Source organism: Allohahella sp. A8, from assembly GCF_047946665.1.
GTDB lineage: Bacteria > Pseudomonadota > Gammaproteobacteria > Pseudomonadales > Oleiphilaceae > Allohahella.
Genome location: NZ_CP172312.1, coordinates 2,362,523 through 2,385,179 on the forward strand (window position 1 = coordinate 2,362,523; position 22,657 = coordinate 2,385,179).

26 protein-coding genes are annotated in these 22,657 nt (G+C 57.7%); 13 read left to right on the top strand and 13 right to left on the bottom strand.

Annotated features, from left to right (window positions below):
• The first annotated feature begins 2 nt into the window (after positions 1-2).
• From ccoS to ACH3PB_RS10590, 3 genes are read left to right on the top strand one after another with little or no spacing between them, the layout of a single operon-like run.
• The gene (ccoS, locus tag ACH3PB_RS10580) at positions 3-221 is read left to right on the top strand and encodes a cbb3-type cytochrome oxidase assembly protein CcoS (protein WP_416394646.1); all 219 of its coding nucleotides are present in this window, start codon (positions 3-5) and stop codon (positions 219-221) included.
• Entirely contained in the window at positions 221-952 is a 732-nt protein-coding gene (locus ACH3PB_RS10585) for a sulfite exporter TauE/SafE family protein (RefSeq protein WP_416394647.1), read from the top strand. The genes ccoS and ACH3PB_RS10585 overlap by 1 nt, the downstream gene beginning before the upstream one ends.
• Positions 945-2,351, top strand: a complete 1,407-nt coding sequence (locus ACH3PB_RS10590) for a methyltransferase domain-containing protein (protein WP_416394648.1) — start codon at positions 945-947, stop codon at positions 2,349-2,351. The genes ACH3PB_RS10585 and ACH3PB_RS10590 overlap by 8 nt, the downstream gene beginning before the upstream one ends.
• Positions 2,352-2,377: 26 nt before the next feature.
• Here ACH3PB_RS10590 and ACH3PB_RS10595 read toward each other — a convergent pair whose 3' ends face one another.
• A complete protein-coding gene (locus tag ACH3PB_RS10595) occupies positions 2,378-3,235 on the bottom strand; it encodes a neutral zinc metallopeptidase (protein WP_416394649.1) in 858 nt (285 codons plus the stop codon).
• A 27-nt stretch (positions 3,236-3,262) separates the two neighbouring features.
• Positions 3,263-4,696, bottom strand: a complete 1,434-nt coding sequence (locus ACH3PB_RS10600; RefSeq protein WP_416394650.1) for a mannose-1-phosphate guanylyltransferase/mannose-6-phosphate isomerase — start codon at positions 4,694-4,696, stop codon at positions 3,263-3,265.
• Between the two features lie 182 nt (positions 4,697-4,878).
• Between ACH3PB_RS10600 and ACH3PB_RS10605 the strand changes: the two genes are divergently transcribed.
• The gene (locus ACH3PB_RS10605; RefSeq protein WP_416394651.1) at positions 4,879-5,160 is read left to right on the top strand and encodes a hypothetical protein; all 282 of its coding nucleotides are present in this window, start codon (positions 4,879-4,881) and stop codon (positions 5,158-5,160) included.
• A 74-nt stretch (positions 5,161-5,234) separates the two neighbouring features.
• On the opposite strand, the gene ACH3PB_RS10610 is transcribed toward ACH3PB_RS10605, so the two are convergent.
• Positions 5,235-6,221 carry an NADPH:quinone oxidoreductase family protein gene (locus tag ACH3PB_RS10610; RefSeq protein ID WP_416394652.1) on the bottom strand — a complete coding sequence of 329 codons (987 nt, stop codon included), beginning with the start codon at positions 6,219-6,221 and terminating at the stop codon, positions 5,235-5,237.
• A gap of 54 nt (positions 6,222-6,275) precedes the next feature.
• Positions 6,276-7,412 carry an S-methyl-5-thioribose-1-phosphate isomerase gene (mtnA, locus tag ACH3PB_RS10615; RefSeq protein ID WP_416394653.1) on the bottom strand — a complete coding sequence of 379 codons (1,137 nt, stop codon included), beginning with the start codon at positions 7,410-7,412 and terminating at the stop codon, positions 6,276-6,278.
• A 106-nt stretch (positions 7,413-7,518) separates the two neighbouring features.
• Here mtnA and ACH3PB_RS10620 point away from each other — a divergent pair, with 106 nt between their 5' ends.
• From ACH3PB_RS10620 to ACH3PB_RS10640, 5 genes are all read left to right on the top strand, one after another.
• Entirely contained in the window at positions 7,519-8,955 is a 1,437-nt protein-coding gene (locus ACH3PB_RS10620; protein WP_416394655.1) for a TRZ/ATZ family hydrolase, read from the top strand.
• Positions 8,956-9,118: 163 nt separating this feature from the next.
• A complete protein-coding gene (gene ubiG, locus ACH3PB_RS10625; RefSeq protein ID WP_416399445.1) occupies positions 9,119-9,823 on the top strand; it encodes a bifunctional 2-polyprenyl-6-hydroxyphenol methylase/3-demethylubiquinol 3-O-methyltransferase UbiG in 705 nt (234 codons plus the stop codon).
• The gene (locus ACH3PB_RS10630) at positions 9,816-10,526 is read left to right on the top strand and encodes an HAD family hydrolase (RefSeq protein ID WP_416394657.1); all 711 of its coding nucleotides are present in this window, start codon (positions 9,816-9,818) and stop codon (positions 10,524-10,526) included. Before ubiG ends, ACH3PB_RS10630 begins: the two co-directional genes overlap by 8 nt.
• A gap of 24 nt (positions 10,527-10,550) precedes the next feature.
• Positions 10,551-11,306: a YciK family oxidoreductase gene (locus tag ACH3PB_RS10635; protein WP_416394659.1), complete on the top strand. Its 756-nt coding sequence runs from the start codon at positions 10,551-10,553 to the stop codon at positions 11,304-11,306.
• Between the two features lie 31 nt (positions 11,307-11,337).
• Entirely contained in the window at positions 11,338-11,856 is a 519-nt protein-coding gene (locus ACH3PB_RS10640) for a DUF1499 domain-containing protein (RefSeq protein WP_416394661.1), read from the top strand.
• 53 nt (positions 11,857-11,909) lie between these two features.
• Here ACH3PB_RS10640 and ccmI read toward each other — a convergent pair whose 3' ends face one another.
• From ccmI to ccmA, 9 genes are read right to left on the bottom strand one after another with little or no spacing between them, the layout of a single operon-like run.
• Positions 11,910-13,220: a c-type cytochrome biogenesis protein CcmI gene (gene ccmI / locus ACH3PB_RS10645; protein WP_416394663.1), complete on the bottom strand. Its 1,311-nt coding sequence runs from the start codon at positions 13,218-13,220 to the stop codon at positions 11,910-11,912.
• The gene (locus ACH3PB_RS10650) at positions 13,220-13,717 is read right to left on the bottom strand and encodes a cytochrome c-type biogenesis protein (RefSeq protein ID WP_416394665.1); all 498 of its coding nucleotides are present in this window, start codon (positions 13,715-13,717) and stop codon (positions 13,220-13,222) included. The genes ccmI and ACH3PB_RS10650 overlap by 1 nt, the downstream gene beginning before the upstream one ends.
• Positions 13,714-14,250, bottom strand: coding sequence for a DsbE family thiol:disulfide interchange protein (locus tag ACH3PB_RS10655; RefSeq protein WP_416394667.1), 537 nt, complete (start codon positions 14,248-14,250; stop codon positions 13,714-13,716). The genes ACH3PB_RS10650 and ACH3PB_RS10655 overlap by 4 nt, the downstream gene beginning before the upstream one ends.
• Positions 14,251-14,253: 3 nt before the next feature.
• Positions 14,254-16,356: a heme lyase CcmF/NrfE family subunit gene (locus ACH3PB_RS10660; RefSeq protein ID WP_416394669.1), complete on the bottom strand. Its 2,103-nt coding sequence runs from the start codon at positions 16,354-16,356 to the stop codon at positions 14,254-14,256.
• A complete protein-coding gene (ccmE, locus tag ACH3PB_RS10665; RefSeq protein WP_416394671.1) occupies positions 16,353-16,814 on the bottom strand; it encodes a cytochrome c maturation protein CcmE in 462 nt (153 codons plus the stop codon). The genes ACH3PB_RS10660 and ccmE overlap by 4 nt, the downstream gene beginning before the upstream one ends.
• Before the next feature lie 51 nt (positions 16,815-16,865).
• Positions 16,866-17,123 carry a heme exporter protein CcmD gene (gene ccmD / locus ACH3PB_RS10670; protein ID WP_416394673.1) on the bottom strand — a complete coding sequence of 86 codons (258 nt, stop codon included), beginning with the start codon at positions 17,121-17,123 and terminating at the stop codon, positions 16,866-16,868.
• Positions 17,120-17,911, bottom strand: a complete 792-nt coding sequence (locus ACH3PB_RS10675) for a heme ABC transporter permease (protein ID WP_416394675.1) — start codon at positions 17,909-17,911, stop codon at positions 17,120-17,122. The genes ccmD and ACH3PB_RS10675 overlap by 4 nt, the downstream gene beginning before the upstream one ends.
• Positions 17,912-17,939: 28 nt before the next feature.
• On the bottom strand, positions 17,940-18,611 hold the full coding sequence (gene ccmB, locus ACH3PB_RS10680; protein ID WP_416394677.1) for a heme exporter protein CcmB: 672 nt from the start codon (positions 18,609-18,611) through the stop codon (positions 17,940-17,942).
• A complete protein-coding gene (ccmA, locus tag ACH3PB_RS10685; protein WP_416394679.1) occupies positions 18,608-19,297 on the bottom strand; it encodes a heme ABC exporter ATP-binding protein CcmA in 690 nt (229 codons plus the stop codon). The genes ccmB and ccmA overlap by 4 nt, the downstream gene beginning before the upstream one ends.
• Positions 19,298-19,463: 166 nt before the next feature.
• On the opposite strand from ccmA, the gene ACH3PB_RS10690 reads away from it, so the two are divergent.
• The 4 genes from ACH3PB_RS10690 (at position 19,464) to ACH3PB_RS10705 (ending at position 22,625) form a co-directional block, all read left to right on the top strand.
• Entirely contained in the window at positions 19,464-21,374 is a 1,911-nt protein-coding gene (locus tag ACH3PB_RS10690) for a flagellar hook-length control protein FliK (RefSeq protein WP_416394681.1), read from the top strand.
• A gap of 2 nt (positions 21,375-21,376) precedes the next feature.
• Positions 21,377-21,664, top strand: coding sequence for an EscU/YscU/HrcU family type III secretion system export apparatus switch protein (locus ACH3PB_RS10695; RefSeq protein WP_416394683.1), 288 nt, complete (start codon positions 21,377-21,379; stop codon positions 21,662-21,664).
• Positions 21,665-21,790: 126 nt separating this feature from the next.
• Positions 21,791-22,075 (top strand): DUF1244 domain-containing protein, encoded by a 285-nt coding sequence (locus ACH3PB_RS10700; protein WP_416394685.1) that lies wholly within the window; start codon positions 21,791-21,793, stop codon positions 22,073-22,075.
• A 349-nt stretch (positions 22,076-22,424) separates the two neighbouring features.
• A complete protein-coding gene (locus ACH3PB_RS10705) occupies positions 22,425-22,625 on the top strand; it encodes a hypothetical protein (RefSeq protein WP_416394686.1) in 201 nt (66 codons plus the stop codon).
• Positions 22,626-22,657: the final 32 nt, after the last annotated feature.

Below are 22,657 nucleotides of genomic sequence, written 5' to 3' on the forward strand. Positions count from 1 at the left end.
CTATGGAAATTGTACTCGTCTTGATACCGCTTTCGCTGATACTGCTTGCTGTTGCAGTGATGATATTCCGCTGGGCCGTTCGCAATGGGCAGTATGATGATCTCGATGGACCAGCCCATCGAATCCTGTTCGATGATGATCTGGCCGAGGACCCGGAGAAAAGGGGTAGCAGGGCTGGAAAAGAGGCCGACGGAGCACCGCGAGCGGATAATACAGACTGATGTGGGCACCGCTCATCGCCATCGGAATCGGCCTGTTGGGCAGCACTCATTGTCTGGCCATGTGCGGCGGCATTGCAGGTGCCCAGTCTATTGCAGCTGGTCGAGCCGGCAACGCGGGCGCCACCGCAAAGATTGAAATTGCGCCGGTCCTGCTGTTCAACTTCAGCCGCCTGCTTAGCTACGCATTCCTCGGATTGATTTTCGGTACGGTCGGCTCAGTGCTCGCCGTAAACGTGCCAGCACTGATTCTGCTGCGAACCCTCGCGGGCTTGTTGCTGGTCGCAATGGGGCTCTATATAGGCCAGTGGTGGTATGGTCTGGTGACGCTGGAGCGCATCGGCAGCCGGCTGTTTCGCCCTGTTCAGCGCGGGCTGAAAATGAAGACCACCGCCTGCGGAGGACCCAGCGCCGCCCTCAAGCCCGGCCGTTCTCTGTGGCAGATCTCTGCTGCGGGCATGCTCTGGGGGCTGCTGCCATGTGGCCTGGTCTACAGTGCGCTGGCCTGGTCCTTCAGCCAGGCAGATGGCCCGCAGGCCGCCTGGCTCATGTTCTGCTTCGGCCTCGGCACGCTGCCAAGCATGATATCCGCTGGCCTCCTGGCCTACCATGTCCGCCGCATCCTCGGCCGGCGCAATGTTCGCAAGGCTGCGGGTCTCCTGCTGATCGCCTATGGTCTGTGGACCATTCCCCTGGGCGCCATCATGAACGTCGTGAGTTTGGCCCATGCCTGAGCCGACGCTGATCTATTTACTTCAAACACCGATCACTGACGCCAGAGCCCTCCGCGCCGAAGTCGAATTCATCAGCCCACTTCCGCTCGATTTCCGGATCATTGAAGACCTTCAGACACTGAAGCAGCTACTGCTGCGAAGCCAAGACGCTGTATCTGAAGGCTCTCAGAAGCCGCCCGCATTACTCTTGTACTGGCAGATCACCAGACGCCGCCTTCGCGAGGGCTGCGACCTTCTGCTGCGGGCCTGCTTCAAGGACAATGACGAGCACCGTGCGCTAGAGAGTTTGCGCAATGTATTACCGTGGCAGGATGATGCGGTCATCGCAGCAAGGTTTGAAGACCTGCTGCTGGCTTTCCAACAAAGACAGCTTGACCAGAATGATCTGGTCCAACGGCTCACAAAGCTCGCTGTGGATCTGGATCATCTTTATCGTCAAGTCGTCGCAGGCGCAGCTCCAGCGTGCCTCGACCTTATTCGGATACCCGAAGCGGCAGATCCCGCGCATGCTGCTGCTTTGATCGTCGAGCGGCTTGCCTTACAGCACGGCCAGAGTTTCGAGCCACTTCAGCAACACTTTTCTCAACGGATCTACGCCAGCGACAAGGGCCGCATCAGGCTGGATCTGATTCTCGAAGATGTTCTGGCCATAGCTGAACAGGCGCAAAAGCCGATGCAGGTGCTGGATGTAGGCTGTGGCGAAGCGCCTGTCAGCCGGCGACTACTGGGAACGACTCAGCGTCTGGTTTTGATCGAACCTTCACCCAGCATGCTGGACACGGCCGTCGCGAACGTGGAAAGCGCACTCGTCAGCCTTGGCAATGCTGCGCCGACTGTCGAAGCATTCAAGGGCTATGCGCAATCAAGCATTGCATCGATCAAAGGTGAGTTCGATCTGATTCTCGCGCATGCGGTGATTGAGTGGACCGAGGCACCATTGGCCCTACTCGGTCAGCTTTGCGACCGGCTCGGACCCCGGGGCAGACTTTCGCTCGCCGTCTACAATGAGCACGGTCTGCGCTTCAGGCGATTGATCCGTGGCCAATATGACGATCTGCCGCCGCGACCGCGAAACTACAAGGGCGGGCTTACACCCATACACCCACTTGCGCCCGAAGAAATCGAAACATGGTGTAGAGCGAGGGGTTTGAGGATCGAGCGCCTGCGAGGTCTTCGCTGTTTTGCCGACTACCAGGCGTCCCCGCGAGACTCAGTACGCCCTGGCGCCTCTCCGTCCGACAACGCTACTGCCGGCCCACCGAAAGGCAGCAAGGCGTTCGCCTCAGCGCTTGATCAGTATCAGCAGCTTCTGAGTGCAGAGCGCGAAGTCTCACGCCAGGACCCCTTCAGACGGCTTGCGCGCTATTTACACATCGTCATCTGTCGGGACCAGGACTGAGCCCGCTGATCTACAGCAGGCTTCGATTAACCGCCGTCAGAAAAAGTATCGCAGTCTTCGACCCGGCCACTGCTGTAGCCGCGCTTGAACCAGTCCATGCGCTGCTGGGAGGTGCCATGGGTAAAGCTTTCAGGAACGATATAGCCCTGGCTGCGCTTCTGAAGTCGATCGTCACCAACGGCACTAGCGGCAGCGAGGCCTTCTTCCAGATCACCCGCCTCGAGCAGAGACCGTTTCTGATCAGCATTGTGCGCCCAGATACCGGCAAAGCAATCCGCCTGTAACTCCTGGCGGACAGAGAGCGCATTCACTTCGGCCTCAGATCGCCCCTGTCCCTGCTGCTGCACCTGTGCGGAGACACCCAGCAAGGTTTGCACATGATGTCCGACCTCATGAGCGATTACATAAGCCTGTGCAAAGTCACCTGGCGCACCGTAGCGCTGCCCAAGATCATCAAAGAAGCTAAGGTCCAGATACACCTTCTGATCAGCTGGACAGTAGAATGGCCCCATGGCTGCCTGCGCAAAGCCACAGGCTGATCGAACCGAGTCAGAAAATAACACCAGCCGCGGCTCTTCATAGCTGCCGCCTTTGCTCTCAAACAAGCTATGCCAGGTCGTTTCGGTGTCGCCGAGCACAGCTGCAATGAACTGTGAGTGTTCATCGTTCAGCTGTTCAGGCGCCGTCGGTGCAGACTGCTGCGAACCTTGTCCGGAACCGGGGTCCACCAATGTGCCTATGACTGCCGGATCAACTCCGAAATACATAGCCACCAGAATCAGTACGACGGACCCAAGGCCACCACCCAGCAGGCGCCGCCCGCCGGAGCTGCGTCCGCGTCTATCCTCGACATTGCGGCTACTCCGCAGATTTCTCCATTTCATTCCAGTCTCGCCTCACCTGTTGATACCTCAGGTACGACCATACGTGTCTTCGAGGCGAACGATATCATCCTCGCCGAGATAGCTGCCGGATTGAACCTCTATCAACTCGAGCGGAATCACGCCAGGATTTTCGAGGCGGTGAGTCACGCCCAGCGGAATGTAGGTGCTTTCATTCTCACTGAGTAGCGTGTCTTCACCACCACGGCTAACCAGTGCAGTGCCACTGACGACGACCCAGTGCTCAGCACGATGATGATGCTTCTGCAGGGACAGTCTGCCCCCTGGCTTAACCTGAATACGCTTGACCTGGAAACGCTCACCGAGTGCGATACCCTCGTAGGTACCCCATGGCCGGTGCACCTTCTTGTGGAATCGATGTTCATCACGCGCCTTGGCGCGCACCTGCGCAACCAGCTTCTTGACATCCTGGACCCGGTCCATCGCAGCTACGAGAACGACGTCGTCAGTTTCCACGACGACATGATCCTGCAGTCCGATGGCAGCGATCAGCCGGCCCTCTGAATGCAGATAGCACCCGCTGACGTCCTCGGTGATCACATCGCCTCGGGCGACATTGCCATCAGCATCCTTGCTCTGCATTTCGTACAGTGCCGACCACGAGCCGACATCACTCCAGCCGGCGTCGAGCGGAACGACGAGGGCCGAGTCAGTCTGTTCCATCACCGCATAGTCAATCGAATCATCGGGGCAGGCATTGAATCGAGCCTCATCGACTCTCAGGAAGTCGAGATCTCGGGTCTTGCCAGCAAAAGCCGCCTGGCAAGCCTCATGAATCTCCGGTCGAAACTTTTTCAGCTCTTCGAGAAAGCGCGCAGCCCTGAAGACGAACATGCCACTGTTCCAGAGATATTCGCCCGAAGCTACGTAACGCTCCGCCGTCGCCTGATCAGGCTTCTCGACGAACTCGGTGACCCGCATAGGCGTACTATCGTCAGCAGCACGCCCCTCCGCTCTCTCCGAGCGGATATAGCCATAGCCTGTGTGCGGGCTGTCCGGAACGATTCCGAAGGTCACCATTGCGCCTGATCTGGCGGCCTCGACTGCCGTGGCCACTGCTGCCACAAAAGTTTCGGTACCGGTAATAACGTGATCGGCCGGCAACACCAGCAGCATGGCATCCGGATCCGTCTCGAGGGCTTCGAGGGCAGCCAGCGCAATCGCCGGCGCTGTATTTCGTGCACTTGGCTCCAAGATGATGGCATTGCCGCCGGTGCTGGCCTTGAGCCCCTGATTCTGCAAAGTCGCAGCGACCAGGAAACGGTGCTCCTCGTTACTCACGATCAGCAGCCTGTCGGCCTCGAGCTTGCCAATCCTTGCGATGGTTTCCGCAAGCAACGAGCCCGCATGAGTCAGACTCAGGAACTGCTTGGGAAAGGCTTCTCTGGAAAGCGGCCACAGACGGGTGCCAGACCCGCCGCATAAAATGACACTGGTTAACATCCTGTGATCCTGTCGAAGTGTTACGGCGCGCCGGTGGCGCCAGTCAATCTGGTCAGTAAGTCTACATCACTCTTGGCAAGTCTGCCGCAGGCGAGCATATCTGCTACAACTACTGATACCGCCGATTTGGACAAGCGCCTAAACTAGCCGCTTCCAATGGAATGCCAGAAACGGAGACCGGAGTGCCGGCACAAGCGACACCAATTCGACATCAAAGTGTGCGACGTCAGAACGCGCAGTTCTACAAAGCAATGTTTGCCACAGCCTTCATCGGCTTGCTAGCGCTCGCAGGTAGCGATAGAGGCCTTCCCGCCCCTCCCACTCAAGTGGTCAGTAATGGTGAAGACACTTCACGAAGGGCTGCACTGCGGGAACATATGGAGTGGCTGTCGGTCGAAAAGTTCAATCCCGATTTTGTATCGGAGCCAGTCAGAATCCTGACCAGCACCTTCGGGGCGCGCTGAAGACGTCCCGCTTACTCCTGAGCCAGGCGCTTGCGCTCAGCACTTGATACGGCGCCTGGAACTCCGACCTGAGTTCAGGCCTTGGCCGTCACTCTGACTACAGCCTTCCCGACCAATTTTCGTTGAGCCATGTTGTCGATCGCTTTAGGCGCATCGGCGAAATCATAGATTTCGTTCACCTTCGGCTTGAGCTGGCCATCATTCAGCCATACACCCAACTGCTTGAAGTTGGCAAAATTTTCTTCAGGAAACTTTTGCGCAAACGCACCCCAGAATACGCCGACGAGCTGGCAGCCTTTCAGCAGGGTGAGATTTGCGGGAACCTTCGCAATATCGCCGCTGGCGAAACCGATCACGAGATGACGACCGTTCCAGCCCAGTGAACGGAGGGCGGTTTCTGTCTTGTCACCACCTACTGGATCGTAAACGACGTCTATCGGATCGTTCTTGGATATCGCCTTGAGTGCGTCCTTGAAGTCGTCCCGACCGTAGTTGATGAACTGATCGGCACCTGCGGTCTTGGCTGCTTCAAGTTTCTCGTCACTACTGGCAGCAGCAATCACGTAAGCGCCCATGGCCTTTGCAATCTCCACCGCAGCAAGCCCCACCCCGCCGCCAGCACCCAACACAAGCACGCGCTCTCCAGCCTGGACGTCTGCACGCTGCTTGAGTGCATGCATGGAAGTGCCGTAGGTCATCATGAACCCTGCGGCGGTCAAATCATCCAGGCTCTCCGGCGTCGGCACGATGTTAGCTGCACCCACCACGACCTTCTCGGCAAAGCCACCCCAGCCAGTCAGTGCCATCACCCGATCGCCAGCCTTGAAGCCTTTCACCTGCTCGCCCACTTCCAGTACTCGACCGCTGATCTCGCCACCCGGGCTGAATGGCAGCGTTGGCTTGAACTGATAGTTGCCTTCGATGATGAGTGTGTCAGGAAAGTTGAGCCCAGCCGCGGCGACTTCTATCAACACACCCTTGGGATTCAGCTTGGGATCGGCAGTCTCTTCAACAACAAGATTGCTCGCAGGTCCGAGCGTCTTACATAGAACGGCTTTCATGAATCACAATGCTCCTCGTGTTTTTGTAGCCCGAGTCTACCCCAAGCCAGCCACTCAATCGACGCCAAGCTTCAGCTCGGCAATGCTTTCACGCCGGGGCCTGCTGATGACGCCACGCTCGCTGACGAGATAATCGACCAGTGCTGCCGGTGTCACATCAAAGACCGGATTGATCGAACGCACACCGTCGGCGGCGAAGCGGCGATCTGCGATCTCGATGATCTCACTGCCCGGGCGCTCCTCGATTTCGATCTCTGAACCATTCGCCACACCGGGATCGAAAGTACTCGTTGGCGCCACCACCATGAACTTCCATCCGTGATAGCGCGCCTGGACCGCAAGGCCATAGGTGCCGATCTTATTGACCACATCGCCGTTGGCAGCCACACGATCGGCACCAACGATGACCCAGCCAGGTTTTGTTGATCGCGCCATCATCGATGCGGCAGCCGAGTCGACGATCAGCGCACACGGTATACCTTCGCGTTGCAGCTCCCAGCTCGTCAGTCTCGCGCCCTGCATCCAGGGCCGCGTTTCATCCACGTAGACCAGCTCGACCATCTGCTGCTCATGCAGGCTGCGAATCACGCCGAGCGCTGTACCGTGGCCACCGGTCGCCAGGCTGCCAGTGTTGCAATGGGTCACAATAGGCTGCGCCTGACCGCCCTTGGCAGTGGAAGCAATCAGCTCGGCGCCATGTCGGGCCATGAGCAGATTGTTCTGCAAATCTTCATCGTGAATCGCCACCGCTTCTTCGGTGAAACGCTTGATAAACGTCTCGGCAGCGCTGCTGCCTTCGTCTAGCGTGGGCAGCAGATCCTCGAGACAGCGATTCATGCGTCGGATCGCCCAGAACAGGTTTACCGCAGTGGGTCTGGACGCTGCCAGCAATTCGCTGGCCGCATTCACGGCAGCCTGGATCGAGCCCTGACTGCAAGGCGGACTGCCCGCACCGACAGCAGCTCTGGCAGCCAGCACCATGCCATAGGCTGCACTGATGCCGATGGCCGGTGCCCCACGCACGACCATGGCCCGGATGGCATCTGCGACGGCAGCTGCCGAATCGCAAACGATCCATTGCTCCCTTAATGGCAAGGCGCGCTGGTCGAGCAGGTGTAGGGCCTTATCGTCCCAACGAATGGCTGTGACTGCGTCCGGGGATATGGCAGGCGTTTGTGATGAAGATGTCATGATCTGGCAGTTACTCCGGCAGGTGCTAAGTGGGTACGGGCAGGATGATTTTCTGTATACTTCTGTGAATGTTACAACGCACCGCAGATACCGGATACGAGTAGACATGGAGTATACAGCAAGCACTCGCGCAGAATCACCGACGGCGCCGCCCGATCATGGCCAGCATGGTCTGACTGCCCTCGATGATAGCGGACAGGCCATGAAGGACCGAAATTCACAGCCCGCGACCGAGCTCATCGTACCGCGCTGGCTCATCACCATGGCCGGCGGCACAGCGCAGGTGCTCAGTGAGCAGGCAGTTGCAGTCGCCAGTGCTGACATCATCGCGGTCGGACATGCTGCAGAGCTCAGGCAGCAGTATGCGGGAACGCGGGTGACTGAACTTCCCCATCATGTGCTGATACCAGGACTGGTGAACGCTCACGGTCACGCAGCAATGACCTTATTCCGCGGACTGGCCGACGATCGCGATCTCATGACCTGGCTTCAGGAGCATATCTGGCCTGCGGAAGCCGCACATGTTTCTGAGCAGTTCGCTACTTGTGGTGTTGAGCTGGCTATTGCCGAGATGCTCCGTAGCGGCACGACCTGTTTTTCCGACATGTACTACTTTCCGGAAGTCACGGCCAAGGTCGTGACGCGCCTGCATATGCGCACGCAGATCGCATTTCCAGTGCTCGATTTTCCAACTGTCTGGGCGAGCGACGCCGACGAATATCTGCGCAAGGGTACCCGTCTGCTGGACGACTATCGCGACGATGCGCTGGTCAAGGTCGCCTTCGGCCCCCACGCGCCCTATACGGTATCGGATGAACCGCTGAAACGAATAGCCGTACTTGCGGACGAACTCGATGCCGACATACAGGTCCACCTTCATGAGACCGCTCATGAAGTGGAAGAGTCACTGAAGATTCACGGCAAGCGCCCGATACAGCGCCTGGCAGAGCTGGGTTGCCTGACACAGAACACGCAATGCGTGCATATGACGCAACTAACCGACAGCGATATCGGCCTGCTGCAGACCAGCCACGCCAAGGTCATTCACTCGCCAGAGTCCAACCTCAAGCTGGCCTCTGGATTCTGCCCCGTGCAGAAGCTGCTCGATGCTGGTGTAGTGGTTGGTATCGGTACCGATGGGGCGGCCAGCAACAACGATCTGGACCTGCTGCTCGAGATGCGCACGGCTGCCCTCATAGGCAAGGCCGTAAGCGGCAATGCTGCGGCCGTTTCGGCATCGGCGGTGCTGAACATGGCGACGCTCGGTGGCGCGACAGCTCTGGGCCTGGCCGACCGTTGCGGCAGCATCGAGGTTGGCAAGGCGGCCGATCTTACCGCCATCACGCTGACAGACCCATCGGCACAACCCTGCTATGATCTGGTCTCGCACCTTGCCTACAGCGTAAATTCCCGTGATGTCAGCGATGTATGGGTCGGCGGTCGGCGACAGCTGGAGCGGGGTCTGCTTGTCGGCATCGATACTGATCGTCTGCTGGCCGAAGTCGGTAAATGGCGGGAAACCATCGCGGGCAGCAAGGGATGATCAAAATCGACCATTGACCGGCTCGTGGCACCGACACCACCGATCTCGGTTTGCATATCTTCTTTAGGGACTTCAGGACAGGATAATGACTCAGCAGAGTAGCTCACAGGAACATGGCAGCGTGACAGCACACAGTGCTGGCGGTCAGGACCAGGTGGTCAGGATGGCCAATGTAGATAGTGCCGAGATCGCGAAGTTCGACGCACTGGCGCACCGCTGGTGGGACCCCCAGAGCGAATTCAAACCACTTCACGACATCAACCCGCTTCGGCTCGATTACATCAACGAGCGAGCCGAACTTCCGGGCCGGAAGGTTCTCGATGTGGGCTGCGGCGGTGGCTTGCTGAGTGAAGGCATGGCGAGATTGGGCGCACACGTGACCGGCATCGACATGGCTGAAACGCCACTCTCGGTCGCCCGCCTGCACAGTCTGGAAAGTGGGGTCGAGGTCGAATACCAACAGCGTACCATCGAATCGATGCTGCCTGAGCACGCGGGCAGCTTCGACGTTGTGACCTGCCTGGAAATGCTCGAACATGTGCCGGACCCTGCTGCGATCGTCAAGGCCTGTGCAGAACTGGTCAAGCCGGGCGGGCATGTGTTCCTCTCCACCATCAACCGCAACCCGAAATCATTTCTCTTCGCCATCGTTGGGGCGGAATATGTGCTTCGCCTGCTTCCGCGCGGCACCCATGAGTGGAAGAAATTCATCACCCCCGCTGAGCTCGGCAAGGCGGTCAGGGCTGCAGATCTCGAACTTCGCGAACTCACCGGGATGACCTACAACCCGCTTACCAAAGTGTACAGCCTGGGCAAGGACGTAGACGTCAATTATATGATGCATGTGCAAAGGCCGGAAAATGACTGAGACAGCAGTCCGTCTGAAACGAATTCCGGCGGCCGTACTGTTCGACCTTGACGGCTGCCTTATCGACACTGCGCCCGATTTTCACCGCGTAGTTAATCTGCAGCGCGAACGCTATCAGCTGGCGCCACTGGATTATTCACAGGTTCGTCCGGTGGTATCTTCAGGCGCCAGAGCGCTGATCGGTCTGTCGTTCGGTATCGACGACAGCCACGATAGCTATGCTGAAAAACGTCAGGAGCTGCTGGATCTGTATCTTGAATATATCCGAGTCGACAGTCAGCTTTTCGAAGGCCTCGAAGCGGTAATCGAGTGCATCGAAAGTCGAGATATCAAGTGGGGCATCGTGACCAACAAGCCCCGCATCTACGCGGAGGCACTGCTCAAGGCAATGTCTCTGGATCAGCACTGTGGGGTGCTGGTCTGTCCTGACGACGTCAGCCGTACCAAGCCGGACCCTGAACCGCTGTTTCTGGCCTGCCAGCTACTGGGCGTCGAGCCGGCAGCCTGTTGGTATCTCGGTGACCATGTGAGAGATATCCAGGCTGGCAATGCGGCAGGCATGTTCACGATTGCTACGGCTTACGGCTACGTGGATGCGGGAGAAGATCCTTCGGCCTGGAACGCCGATCTCTGCATCCATGCCCCTGACGAGTTACTTGGCTACCTGGAGGCATTGCCTCGCACCACCGGAGCCGCTCATTGATTATGATTAAAAGGAACCCCCACCATGTTTAGTTATCAGGCACCCAGTGATCTTCTGAAAGAGCGGGTCATCCTTGTGACCGGTGCAGGTTCCGGTATTGGCCGTACCGCGGCGCTGACCTATGCGCGTCACGGTGCAAGTGTCATCCTGGTAGGTCGCACGATCAGCAAGCTTGAGTCTGTCTACGACGAAATTGAGGCGGCGGGCGGTGCCAAGCCGGCCATCTTCCCGGTCAATCTAGAGAGTGCGCTTACTAATGATTACGACCAGCTCGCGGTGGCCATCGAAGATACTTTCGGTCGTCTCGACGGTTTGCTGCATAACGCTGGCGTGCTCGGCCAGCTGACACCGCTTGAGCAGTATGATCCTGATAGCTTCAACCGGGTTATGCAGGTCAATGTGCATGCCGAATTTCTCATGACACGTGCACTGATCCCTCTGCTGAAGCAGTCACAGGACGGCTCACTGGTGTTCACCTCATCGAGTGTCGGCCGCAAGGGTCGTGCATATTGGGGCGCCTACAGCATCTCCAAGTTTGCCGTGGAAGGCATGATGCAGGTGCTGGCTGAAGAACTGGGCAGTGCAGTACGTGTCAACAGCCTGAATCCTGGCGGTACACGCACAGCCATGCGAGCGAACGCCTTTCCCGGCGAGGATCCTGAATCCCTGCCGACTCCGGAAGATATCATGCCCGTTTATCTCTACCTCATGGGGGCAGATAGTCGCGGCATTAGCGGCCAGACCTTCTCTGCGCGCGAAGGTGCCCCAGGCAAGCATTGATTTCATAAGCTCGACAAAATAGGGATGCAGTATGATTAACCTAAGGAAAATCGCGCCCATGGCGCTCGGCAATGCACGCAAAATTGGGAACAAGGTTGGCGCGGTTGCCAGCGGACTGGGCCTCGCCGCCATTCTCGGCGGCTGTAGCGGCACGCCACCGACTGATCTCGGTGTCGATGGTGACAGGCTTAAACCATGCCCGGACAAGCCCAACTGCGTGAACAGCTTCGCAGCAGCAGATGATACGGACCATCACATTGCGCCGCTCGCTGTAAAGCAGCCGCAGGAGGACTGGCAGGCCTTGCAGGCGCTGGTCGATAAAACTGACAACGCCACCATTGTGTCGCAAAACGACGGCTACATGAGGGTGGAATACAAAAGCAGTCTGTTCGGCTTTGTGGACGACGTCGAGTTTCTGCTGGTCCCTGACGCTCAGCAGATTCACGTTCGCTCTGCTTCACGTATGGGCTACAGCGACCTCGGCGTGAACAGGGAACGCATCGATGAAATCAGAGCAGCGCTCGGCAACTATAGTGTCTCGCCTGACTGATCGGCTGACTTAACACGCGTTGACGAGAAACCAGCCTGCCGCCGCAGCCCCACTCAGGGCTGTTCGATTACCCTATCGATAATCAGTTTGACTGTTTCGGCGCCGGGTGCCAAATCATGGCCGCTCAAACGGCCTTCGAGATCGCCGGCTTGAGCGATGGGTGATCCGGACCTGGACAACCTCGCAATAACATCGACCTGCGGAAACATCGACAGTTTCGCGGTATCCGTCATTGCATTGTCGTCACTCAGCGTGACGACAGCTGGCAACTCGGCGCCAGAGGCTTTTACAACGGCCAGCGGCATCGGCGGCCCCTGCCCTTCAGGCGCCTTCGCCAGCACAAACAGGGTCATCTGGCTTAGCTCGGCTTCGCTGAACTGTTCGGCGAGCGCTTCCCCTAAGCTGGTGTTCACCACCAGCTTAGGGCCCTTCGTTGCCACTTCGGCAGGCGAAGTCGACGGACTCTGAGTCGGTAACGGTTTGCCACTGGCAAGCTGCTTCGCCCTCGCAATGCCGTCGCGTAATACTGCGGCATCCTTACCCTCTGGATCGAGCGCCAATATCCTCTCCCAGTATTCTGCCGCCTGCTCATACTTCCCTGCCTGAAAGCTGGCAATACCCAGCAGGCTCAGCGCATTCAGCTCGGCTGGATCGTTCGCCAGTGCCTTGTCCACTGCTCGCTGGACATCCTGGGTAAGACTGTTATCACGGAAAAAGAGTGCCTCAGCTCTCAAGCCCCAGGCCGATGCCAATCGCCTGTCATTATCCTCAGTGCGCTGCAAGGCGTTCACGAGTTGTGTATAGCTTTCCGCAGCAGCCGAGTACTCCTGCATCGCCGTCAATGTGCGCCCCAGAAGCAGCCAGCCTTCGGGGTTATCAGGATCATCCTCAAGCCTGTCTCTGAGTGTCTTCACGGCCGCTTCCACGTTACCTGGCTGTGCAGAAATGGCCGCTCTGGTCTCGCTCAGCCACTGCGCCTGTTTCAGGCCTTCAGCATTACCAAGCAACTGATATAGCGCTATTGCTACAATAGGAAGTAGACATGTTAGTACCGTCAGTGTCGGCCCAGCCCAGCGGGCCGGCCTGGCGCCCATTAAAGCCGAGTCGCCCGCATCATCCTGAAGCAGACTCGAGTCGAGCTCTTTCAGCAGCAGAGCATATTGATCAGCATCAATAACGCCAGCGGTGTACTCCGCTTCCAGCTCCTTTTTCCGGTCTGAATAGAGGGCAAGATTTGATTGTGCCTCATTGGGCACGATTTCCTGCTGACGCCCTCGTGCAAGCCGTGCGCCCACAACAGGCCCGAGCAGTGCCGCGACTGTTCCGGCTGCGATAAGAAAAAACAGTATCCAAAGGGCAGGCATCAGTCTCGACGTACCTCATAATCTGCCGCCTGCCGTTTCAGTTCAGCCAGGCGCTGCGTATTTTCGTCGTCGACCGCAGGCGTCGCATCAGCTGTTACGCTGTCGCGTCGAGCCTTGAGGCGGAGCCACCAGAACAGGCCGATCAGCGCCGTAAGCACCGCTGCCGCAGGGCCAAACCAGAGGATGGCCGTCCGTTCGTTGACTTGAGGCTTGTAGAGCACGAACTCGCCATAGCGATCGATCATATGATTGTGAATTGCCTCATCGCTATAGCCGTCTTCAAGTAAACGCTGCACTTCGTCCCGAAGATCACTGGCCAGCGGCGAATTCGAATCGCCAATGTTCTGGTTCTGACACTTTGGACATCGAAGCTCATAGATCAGCGTTTCGAAGCGAGCCTCCAGCTCCGGATCAGTGAAGTCATAGACATTTGCCTGCAGAAGCCCAGAAAGGCCCAGGCATGATAGCAGCAAACAGAGTGGTAGCAGCTGTCTCACGGTTTCCAACCTGCTTCAATGAGTTGTGGACGAAGCACATCCTGCCATACCCGCTCATTCACGATGCCGATATGGCGGTATCGGAGCAGACCTTCGCTGTCCACCACGTAGGTTTCGGGCGCGCCGTAGACGCCAAGATCAAGCCCGAGCCGACCGGCCTTGTCGTAAAGCACCAGCGTGTATGGATCGCCCAGTTCCTTGAGCCAATCCTGTGCCTTGGGGCGCTCATCCTTGTAGTCCAGGCCAATGATCTCCACACCCCTTTTCTTCAGATCCAGCAGGTAAGGATGCTCGACACGACAAGCTGGACACCAGGTCGCCCAGACATTAATGAGATAAGGCTGAGCGGGCAGGTCAGCATTGGTGAGCAAGCGATCTGGCGAGTCCAATGCTTCCAGGCTGAACTCCGGCACCGGCTGGCCAGCTCGCGCCATCTCGAGCTTGGTAGGATCAGTATCCATCTGGGCATTGAAAAGAAGGATGAGAACAATGAAAACCAGTAAGGGGATGAACAGTAAAATGCGTCTTCTCAACAATCAGGCTCCACTTCGAGGGGCTGCACGTACCGGCTCGCCGGAATCGATATCTGCTGAGGCCTCGGACTCGACAGTAGTCCGATCCAGACGCTGACGGATCTTTATCCGGTAGCGGCGATCACTGACGGCAAGCCCGCCGCCCAGTGCCATGAATATCGCGCCCAACCAGAGCCATCTGACCAGCGGCTTGTACTGAAGACGGACAGCCCAGGCCTGTGTGAGCTCTCCTGATCCAAGCGGCTCACCGAGAGAGATATAGATATCCCGGAACAAACCAGGATCGATCCCCGCTTCAGTCATGAGAGAACTCGAGACGACATAACGGCGTTTTTCCGGCAACAGCTGAAATAGTGGTGCCTCACCGTTAGCAGCCAGTTTTTCGCGGACGGCAGACGGTGAAAGGCCTGCCAGCGCGGTCGTGTCTTCCGGCGCATCATAAACACTGAAGCGAGCCGCATCACTCACGTAATTGGCGCCGCGTACTTTATTCATATCATCGAAAACCACGAGATAATCAGCAAAAACGGCCGCTTCTCCAGGGGCGAGCCTGACGTTGCGCTCTACGGTGTAGTGGGAAACCACAGCCGCCCCCATGATCATTACAGCAAAGCCAAAGTGACCGAAAACCATGCCTTTATAACTGCGCGAGGTCTGCTGCCATCCCCGCCAGAGGCCCTTCTTGCTGCGCGCCTTTTCCAGAACATCGCTCACGGTGGCGCAGGTTACCCAGAAGGCAATGAAGACCCCGACCATTGCAAGAAAGTAAAACTCGCCATACAGCCAGGGTATCAGGATGGCCGCCGCAAGCGAGACCGCCAGATGAATGGCTGTCTTGTCCAACAGACGGGCTGAGCTGGTCGTCTTCCATCGGCTGCGGGCACCGAAGCCCAGCGCGATAGCCAGCAGCGGTGTCAGGAAGGCAAACATCAGATTGAAGTACGGGGCGCCTACAGACACTTCGTAGTCGTAGAACTCGGCAGCAAGCGGAAATAGCGTTCCGCCCAGCACCGTGAGCGAGGCCACGAACAAGATGATGTTGTTGGCCAGCAGAAAACTTTCCCGACTGGTTTCGGTAAAGTGCACGCGACTCCTGATGACCGGGGCCCGCAGTGCATAAAGCAGTAAGGAGCCGCCGATGACCACACCAAGCATCATCAGCACGAAACGCCCGCGCTCAGGATCGTTGGCAAACGCGTGTACTGACGTGAGTATGCCTGAGCGCACGAGGAAGGTGCCCAGCAGACAGAGTGAGAAGGTGAATATCGCAAGCAGTACCGTCCAGCTCTTGAATACACCACGCTTTTCCGTGGCAGCCAGCGAGTGCATCAGTGCCGTGCCAGCGAGCCAGGGCATGAAGGAGGCATTCTCCACCGGATCCCAGAACCACCAGCCTCCCCAGCCGAGTTCGTAATAAGCCCACCAACTGCCGAGCGCAATGCCCATGGTAAGGAAGGCCCAGGCCACCGTCGTCCAGGGTCTGGACCAGCGCGCCCACGTCGCATCGAGCCTTCCTCCAAGCAGTGCGGCGATTGCAAAGGCAAAGGCGACCGAAAAGCCCACATAGCCCATATAGAGTAAAGGCGGATGCACGATCAGACCGAAGTCCTGAAGCAGTGGATTCAGGTCGGCTCCATCTGTTGGCGACGTCGGCAGATAACGCTCGAAGGGATTACTGGTCAGCAGGATAAACAGCAGGAATCCCACATTGATCATGCCGAGGACCGAAAGTACCCGCGCTTTCAGCTCGAGCGGTAGTTGTCTGCTGAGGAGAGCCACAGCAGCTGTCCAGAACGAAAGTATGAGAACCCAGAGCAGTAGCGAACCCTCGTGCCCACCCCACACCGCACTGAGCTTGAAATACCAGGGCATCAGGGAATTGGAGTGCGAGGCCGTATAGACGACCGAGAAGTCATCTGTGAGGAAGGCGTGGGTCAGTGCTGCAAACGACAACAGCAGCAGGGCGCCGTTCACCACCGCAAGTGGCCTTGCACTCTGCTGCCACAATGGTACCCGGAGATAGGTACCTGCAATCGGCACGACAGATAGCAAGGCTGACACACAAAGTGCCAGGATGAGGGCGAAATGGCCGGCTTCAGGAATCACAGAGGGTCAGCTGCTGCAGGCGCGTCGCCTGACTGGTGGGCTGCATCCAGTGCGCGCTGTACATTGGGGGGCATGTAATTTTCGTCGTGCTTTGCCAGTACTTCGGTAGCTTCGAACACACCTGCACCGTTCAGCTCCCCTGAGGTCACGATCCCCTGCCCTTCTTTGAACAAGTCTGGAAGTATACCAGTGTACGAGACGGTCACGGTATTCTTGTAGTCGGTGAGTGCGAACTGGACCTCCAAGGACTCTGGATCGCGCTGGACGCTATCCTCAACGACCATCCCGCCGATGCGGATGCGCTTGGCCAGCGGCGCTTCACCGGTAGCAATCTGGCTCGGGTTAAAGAAAAGATCGATGTTGCTGCGCAGCGCGTACGCAGCGAGACCAACTGAACTCGATACACCGAAGACGATCAGGCCTACGGCCATCAGACGCTGTTTGCGTTTTGGATTCATGACTACTGCAACCTCTGACTTTGGGTCATGCACGGCTATTGACGCCAGGCGTCAGGACATTCCGCTACTCTCGATATCGTCCGGGCTTTTCTGGCGCGTGTCACGGCTTGCCGAGGCTGGCGCGGCTGCGGACGGATTTTCCAGCCTGACGAGGCGTCGAACCTGCTCGAAGGCCTGATCTCGCTGGCGTTTCGCCAACAGGATGTTGATGAGAATAACGGCAAAACCAACGCCATAGGCAAGCCAGACGTAGAACCCGTGCTTGCCCATTGCGAAGAAGGCTTCCAGGCTGTCGAAGGCAAACGTCATGGCTGCGCTCCAGATCCTGGGATAGCCGAATCGGGCACGACTGTGCCAGATACAAGCGATCGCACCCAAAGGGTACGTCGTTCACGGCGTATAATCTCGTTACGCGTTCGTAAGAAAACCAGGGCGAGAAACAGCGCATAAAAACCAATAATACAAACCAGCAGCGGCACCCACATCTCGGCAGGCATGCTGGGTCTCTCGGTAAGTTTCAAGCTGGCAGGCTGGTGCAGTGTGTTCCACCAGTCTACCGAGTACTTGATAATGGGAATGTTCACGACGCCGACAATCGCGAGCAGCGCACACGCCCGCCCGGCTGCGGCAAGATCCTCGATGGCCGAATAGAGGGCGAGTATCCCGATATAGAGAAAGAGCAATATGAGCATCGATGTCAGCCGCGCGTCCCAGATCCACCAGGTACCCCAGGTCGGCTTGCCCCATACAGCGCCGGTAAACAAGGCTATAAAACAGAATGAAAGTCCGATTGGCGCGGCCGAGATCAGCACGACATCTGCCACCTTCATTTTCCAGACGAGACTGACCACACCAGCCACAGCCATCATGATATAGCAGGACTGCGCGACGAAGGCCGCCGGTACGTGCAGATAGATGATTCGATAGCTATGTCCCTGCTGGTAATCCACTGGCGCAAATGCCAAACCCCACAACACACCGAGCGGCACCATCACCAGCGCGACGAAAGTAAAGATCTGCTGCCAGCGCCGACCACGGTCGTAAAACCATTTGGGCGAACCCCAGCGGTGAAACCAAGTTTTGAATATAGCCGTCATCGTGTTCCATTCCAGAGACAGGTGCGCATCAGTTCTGACTCACACTGATGCGCAGTGCAGCGGCAATAGCGAAAGGTGCCAGCGCCAGCGCGAGTGCCAGCAGAGCGCCCAGTACTGCCATTTGGCCATCGTAAGACACACCGGCCTGGGCAGAGAGCACTGCGCCCGTTGCGAACAACAGAACAGGCACGTACATCGGCAGCACGATCAGGCTGGTGATGATATGTGCACCCCGCAGCCCCAGGGTCAGCGCACTGCCAATGCCACCAATGAGGCTGAGCACAGGCGTGCCGAGCAGCATGGATAGCAGCAGCACTGGCAGCAGGTCCGCTGGCAGCTGCAGCATGACGGCCAGCAGGGGCGTCATGAGAATGACCGGCAGTCCGGTGACAACCCAGTGCACCGCGACCTTGCACAGCGCTATGGCAAATAAGGGCTGACCTGAGACCAGCAATTGCTCCAGTGTACCATCCACTGCATCACTCTCGAACAGTTGATTCAGCGAAAGCAGTGTCGCCAGAAGCGCAGCCACCCATATGAGTCCTGCAGCGGCAGGCACCAGAAAACTGTCTTCAGGACTTACACCGAGCGGGAACAGGGTCAGGGCAATCACAAAGAATGCAAGGGCATTGACGAAATCGGCAGGCCGCCGGAGCGCGAGCTTCATGTCATGACGGATCACAGCCATGAGCGTACTCACGCCTTCTGCCCCAGCTCGAGCAGCCGCAGACCGGCAACATCAGGCACATGGTGTGAAGTCAGCAGGATGATCTGTCCCGCAGCAGCCATTGCCTCGAGTCTACGCTCGAGTAGAACGGCCCCGTCGGCATCAATAGCCGTGAAGGGTTCATCGAGAAGACAGACGGCGGCCTGCGTGAGGGCGAGACGGGCGAGCGCTGCCCTACGCTGCTGCCCTGCCGAGAGGAAGGCACACTGAGTATCTATACTGTGAGAAAGACCGGCCCACTCGAGCGCTAGGCGCAGTTCATCAGCAAGTTCGGCATCAGACCGCCTATCGACGTAATTGAGGCGATACCAGAAAAGCAGGTTCTCCAGTGGCGTCAACAGGGCTTTCACACCACTGCGATGACCAATGAAGCAACATTCGAGACCATTTTGGGACCAGTTGACCGAGCCGCCTTCGGTGCCGATCTCCAGCGGCGCTTTCGCCGCTGTACCGCCCAGCTCGACTACCAGCCGACCTGACTGTAATGGGGTAAGACCAGCCAGGCTTTTCAATAAGGTGGTCTTGCCGGCGCCGTTGGCACCGCGAAGCTGGCAGATCTCGCCCGCCCTCAACTGGAAGTCGAGCCCTGTATACAGCAGACGATCATTCCGTTCGCAACCAAGGCCGCGTGCGCTCAGGAGACTGACTTTAGCGGCCAAAAGCCCTCACTCATCATTGATTTAACGGCAGATATGATACCCCTCAACGGTGTGAGTGTCGGCAAGGGGCTTACGGATGCGCTACTCTAGCATGAACACATGCATCTTTTGCAGCGTCCATTTTGTGAAGCCCACCGCGAACGAGAACAGTGCATGACTGTCGACCATGAGCATAGACAATAATATTGGCAGCCCGCCGGGCGGCGGCTATACCAGCTCACGACGCAATGCTGGCGCGACCGGGGATGCGGGGCGTTCGACAGATGCCGCGAAATCATCCGCCGAGACCGGCGGGCTTCGTGAGAGCAAATCGGTCTCAGCCTCTTCCACGATCGATGACGTGCAGCGCCTGCCCGACGGTACGCGGCTTGAAGCCAGGGTCGTCTCAGTCACGGCTGCCGATCTGCAGTTGCAGCAGAGTATGCAGCTGCGAAACCAGCAGGCCGCTCTACTCGCGCTGCGCTTGCAACTCACCAGCCAGCCTTTGCCAGGCACTGCACCTCGCGAAGGCGCAGTGCTGACTACCACCATCACGGCGACGCAGCTTGCTGCAGCGCTCTCTGACCATAGCAGGTCTGCAGGCCGAACACCGACGACAGCAGCCAGTGACACATCAGGGCTCCAAGGTCTCAAACAGGCTGTGAGTGCACAGCCATTTCTTCAACTCCGCATCAGCGGCGGACGGCTTGAGCTACTGTCGGCCACTGCACTTCCGACATCAGCTGACAGCCGGGCGGCGGTGACACTCCAGAGCCAGCAACAATCATTGGCGAAGTGGATGCCGCTACAGGCGGACTCCCGAGCGAGCCTGCGGGCAATTTTAGACCTGGCCGGCACTACAGCGAGTCCTGCAAGCGGCGCAAAATCTGCTACAGCTGCCGAACCCGTAGCCACAGCCCTGCATGCGAAGCTCGACAAGGCGCTTGGCATGCTGGCACCGCCGCCTGTTTCAGCAGTGCGCACAGAGGGTTTTCTTCAGAAGCACATGCAGACCGCTGGTGTGTTCATGGAAAACCGGCTCGCCGCGACACTGAGTGCAGCCTCCGCTTCACCGCAGGAGAGCAAGCCAGCATCGACCTCAGCCAGCCCCGCAAATCCCTTCCGCAACCTTGCCTCTGCGTTGAAACAGGCCTTCGCTGGCGAAACAGGCAAGACAGTGACGAACACGACAGATGCACGTATGCAGACCGATGCTTTGCTTACAAACGCCCGTAACAGCGTCGCTTCTCGGCTGCCGACCACACCATCGAGCTCCAGTCCCACAGCGGCTGGGGCATTGCCCAGTCTACCGCCCAGCGACCTCAAGAGTGCCGTTATAGAGGCCCTGGGGCTCGTGTTGAAACTGCAGGCTGGCAATGTTGCAGGCGCCGATAGTCGGGAAAGCCAGGCCACTGCTGCAGGGGGACCCGCAGCACCGCAGACAGCTGCGCAGCTTATCAGGGTGCTGCGAGCTGAAATTCTCAAGACACTTGAAACCCCCACTCGCCTTGCCAGCCTCTCCCCTGATGCCCAGGAACAGGCTGCCGCGTCAATGATCTCGCGTGCAGCGCGGAATATCAGCAAGGATGACAGCGACCGCGACACGGGCGAGATTCTCAAGCATCTCGCCAGATTGCTGGCGCGGGTGCAAACCAATCAGCTGACTTCGATCCAGGGCAGCCAGCAGGCCGAGGCCGAGCTACCGGGTAGCCAGACACTCGTGCTCGACCTGCCGTTCCTGCATCATCAGGCTGAGATGGTGACCGTACTCATGGAGCGTTATCCAGGCCCAGGAAGACAGGGCGACGGCCCCGAAGAAGCGCGTTATGGTTACCGTATCGTGCTCGACTTCAATTTCGATAAGTCCGAACGCATCACCTCGTTGAAGACGCACGTTCGGTATACCGAAGGCACGGTGTCTGCAGCATTCTGGACCGGCAGCGAGAAAGAAGCCGGTATTATCGCCACGCATCTGCCGCAGCTCCGGCAGGAACTCATTCGATGGGGACTGACCGTCGGCGAACTGAGCCTGCAGGTTGGAGACGCCCCCCCAGCCAGAGAGGGCGTTCGCAAGCAGATCCTGAATGAGAGAATCTGAATATGAGCACACCGAAATCCGCTATCGCATTATTCTACGACGGTAAGGCAGCGCCAAAACTCAGTGCAAAGGGTGAGGGTGAGGTTGCAGAAGAGATCATGCGAATCGCGCGGGAGCATGGCGTGCCTCTTTATGAAAACGCGGCGCTCGTGCAGTCCCTCTCGACGCTCGAGCTCGGTGACGAAATTCCAGAGCTGCTTTACCGTGTGATTGCTGAAATTATCGCTTTCGCTTATATCATCCAAGGCAAGAAGCCACTCGACGAGACAGCGCCTGACGATGAGCACTGAGCTCTGATTTTCTGTATGGCGCCGGGTACAAAGCCGCCGTCTGACTGTAGTACACTCAAAATCAAAATCTTCCCAGGTTGTCTCCGCCGTAGAACGTGCGGTTTGCGACCAGACCGGAGCACATTGATGAGTAATAAAGACAGTACGCCTGCCTTCGAACAACTTGACGAGCAGACCCAGCTGGCGCTAAAGGCCGCGGCATTTGATCGCCTGGTTTCGCACTTCCAGAGCAGGACCGATGTTCAGAATGTCGATGTGATGAATCTGGCGGGCTTCTGCAGGAACTGCCTGAGCAAATGGCTGGCGAATGCAGCCGACGAACGAGGTATCGACCTCGACAAGGATGCCGCTCGTGAACATGTTTACGGCATGCCTTATGAAGCGTGGAAGTCGCTGTACCAGAAACCCTGAGTGATGCTTCAGCGATTCGAGACTGCAAACTCCAGCCCGCATGCTATTTCCTCTTGAGCAAACTATTTGGAATTTAGTGCGTAGAATAAAAATTTAGAACTTTTACCTCATTTAAGAAAAGTTCTACTATGCTTCAATCCAACGATCAATGAGATCGACACACTACTTAATCCATTTTCTATAATAATAGTGCTCAATAATGATTCACAGAAGCTCTTCAGGTCGGCAATTATTCCGCCTCCCCGTTCGCTCGGCAACTCGATTAGCTGCAGCTGGCCAGGCGGCCGGCATGCATCGCACTCGGCTTGTCACCTGCACTGCAGTGATTCTGCTTGTCCAGGGTTGCTCCATGACTGAACTTAGAAAAACCGCCTACTCGGCCGCCATGCAGTACGGCTGTCTTGAAATGCGTAGCGACATACCCAGCCAGGAGAGCAGACGGCTGGAATGCGCGCTCGGCTTTAACGAAGGCGCGATGAGTTTCGAGCAATACGAGAGCCAGAGAAAAGACCTGGCTGAGCCAATGCTACCTTCGTTTTCGTACCGCTAGTTCAGGCGGCTATCAGCGCCCTTCGTGATAGC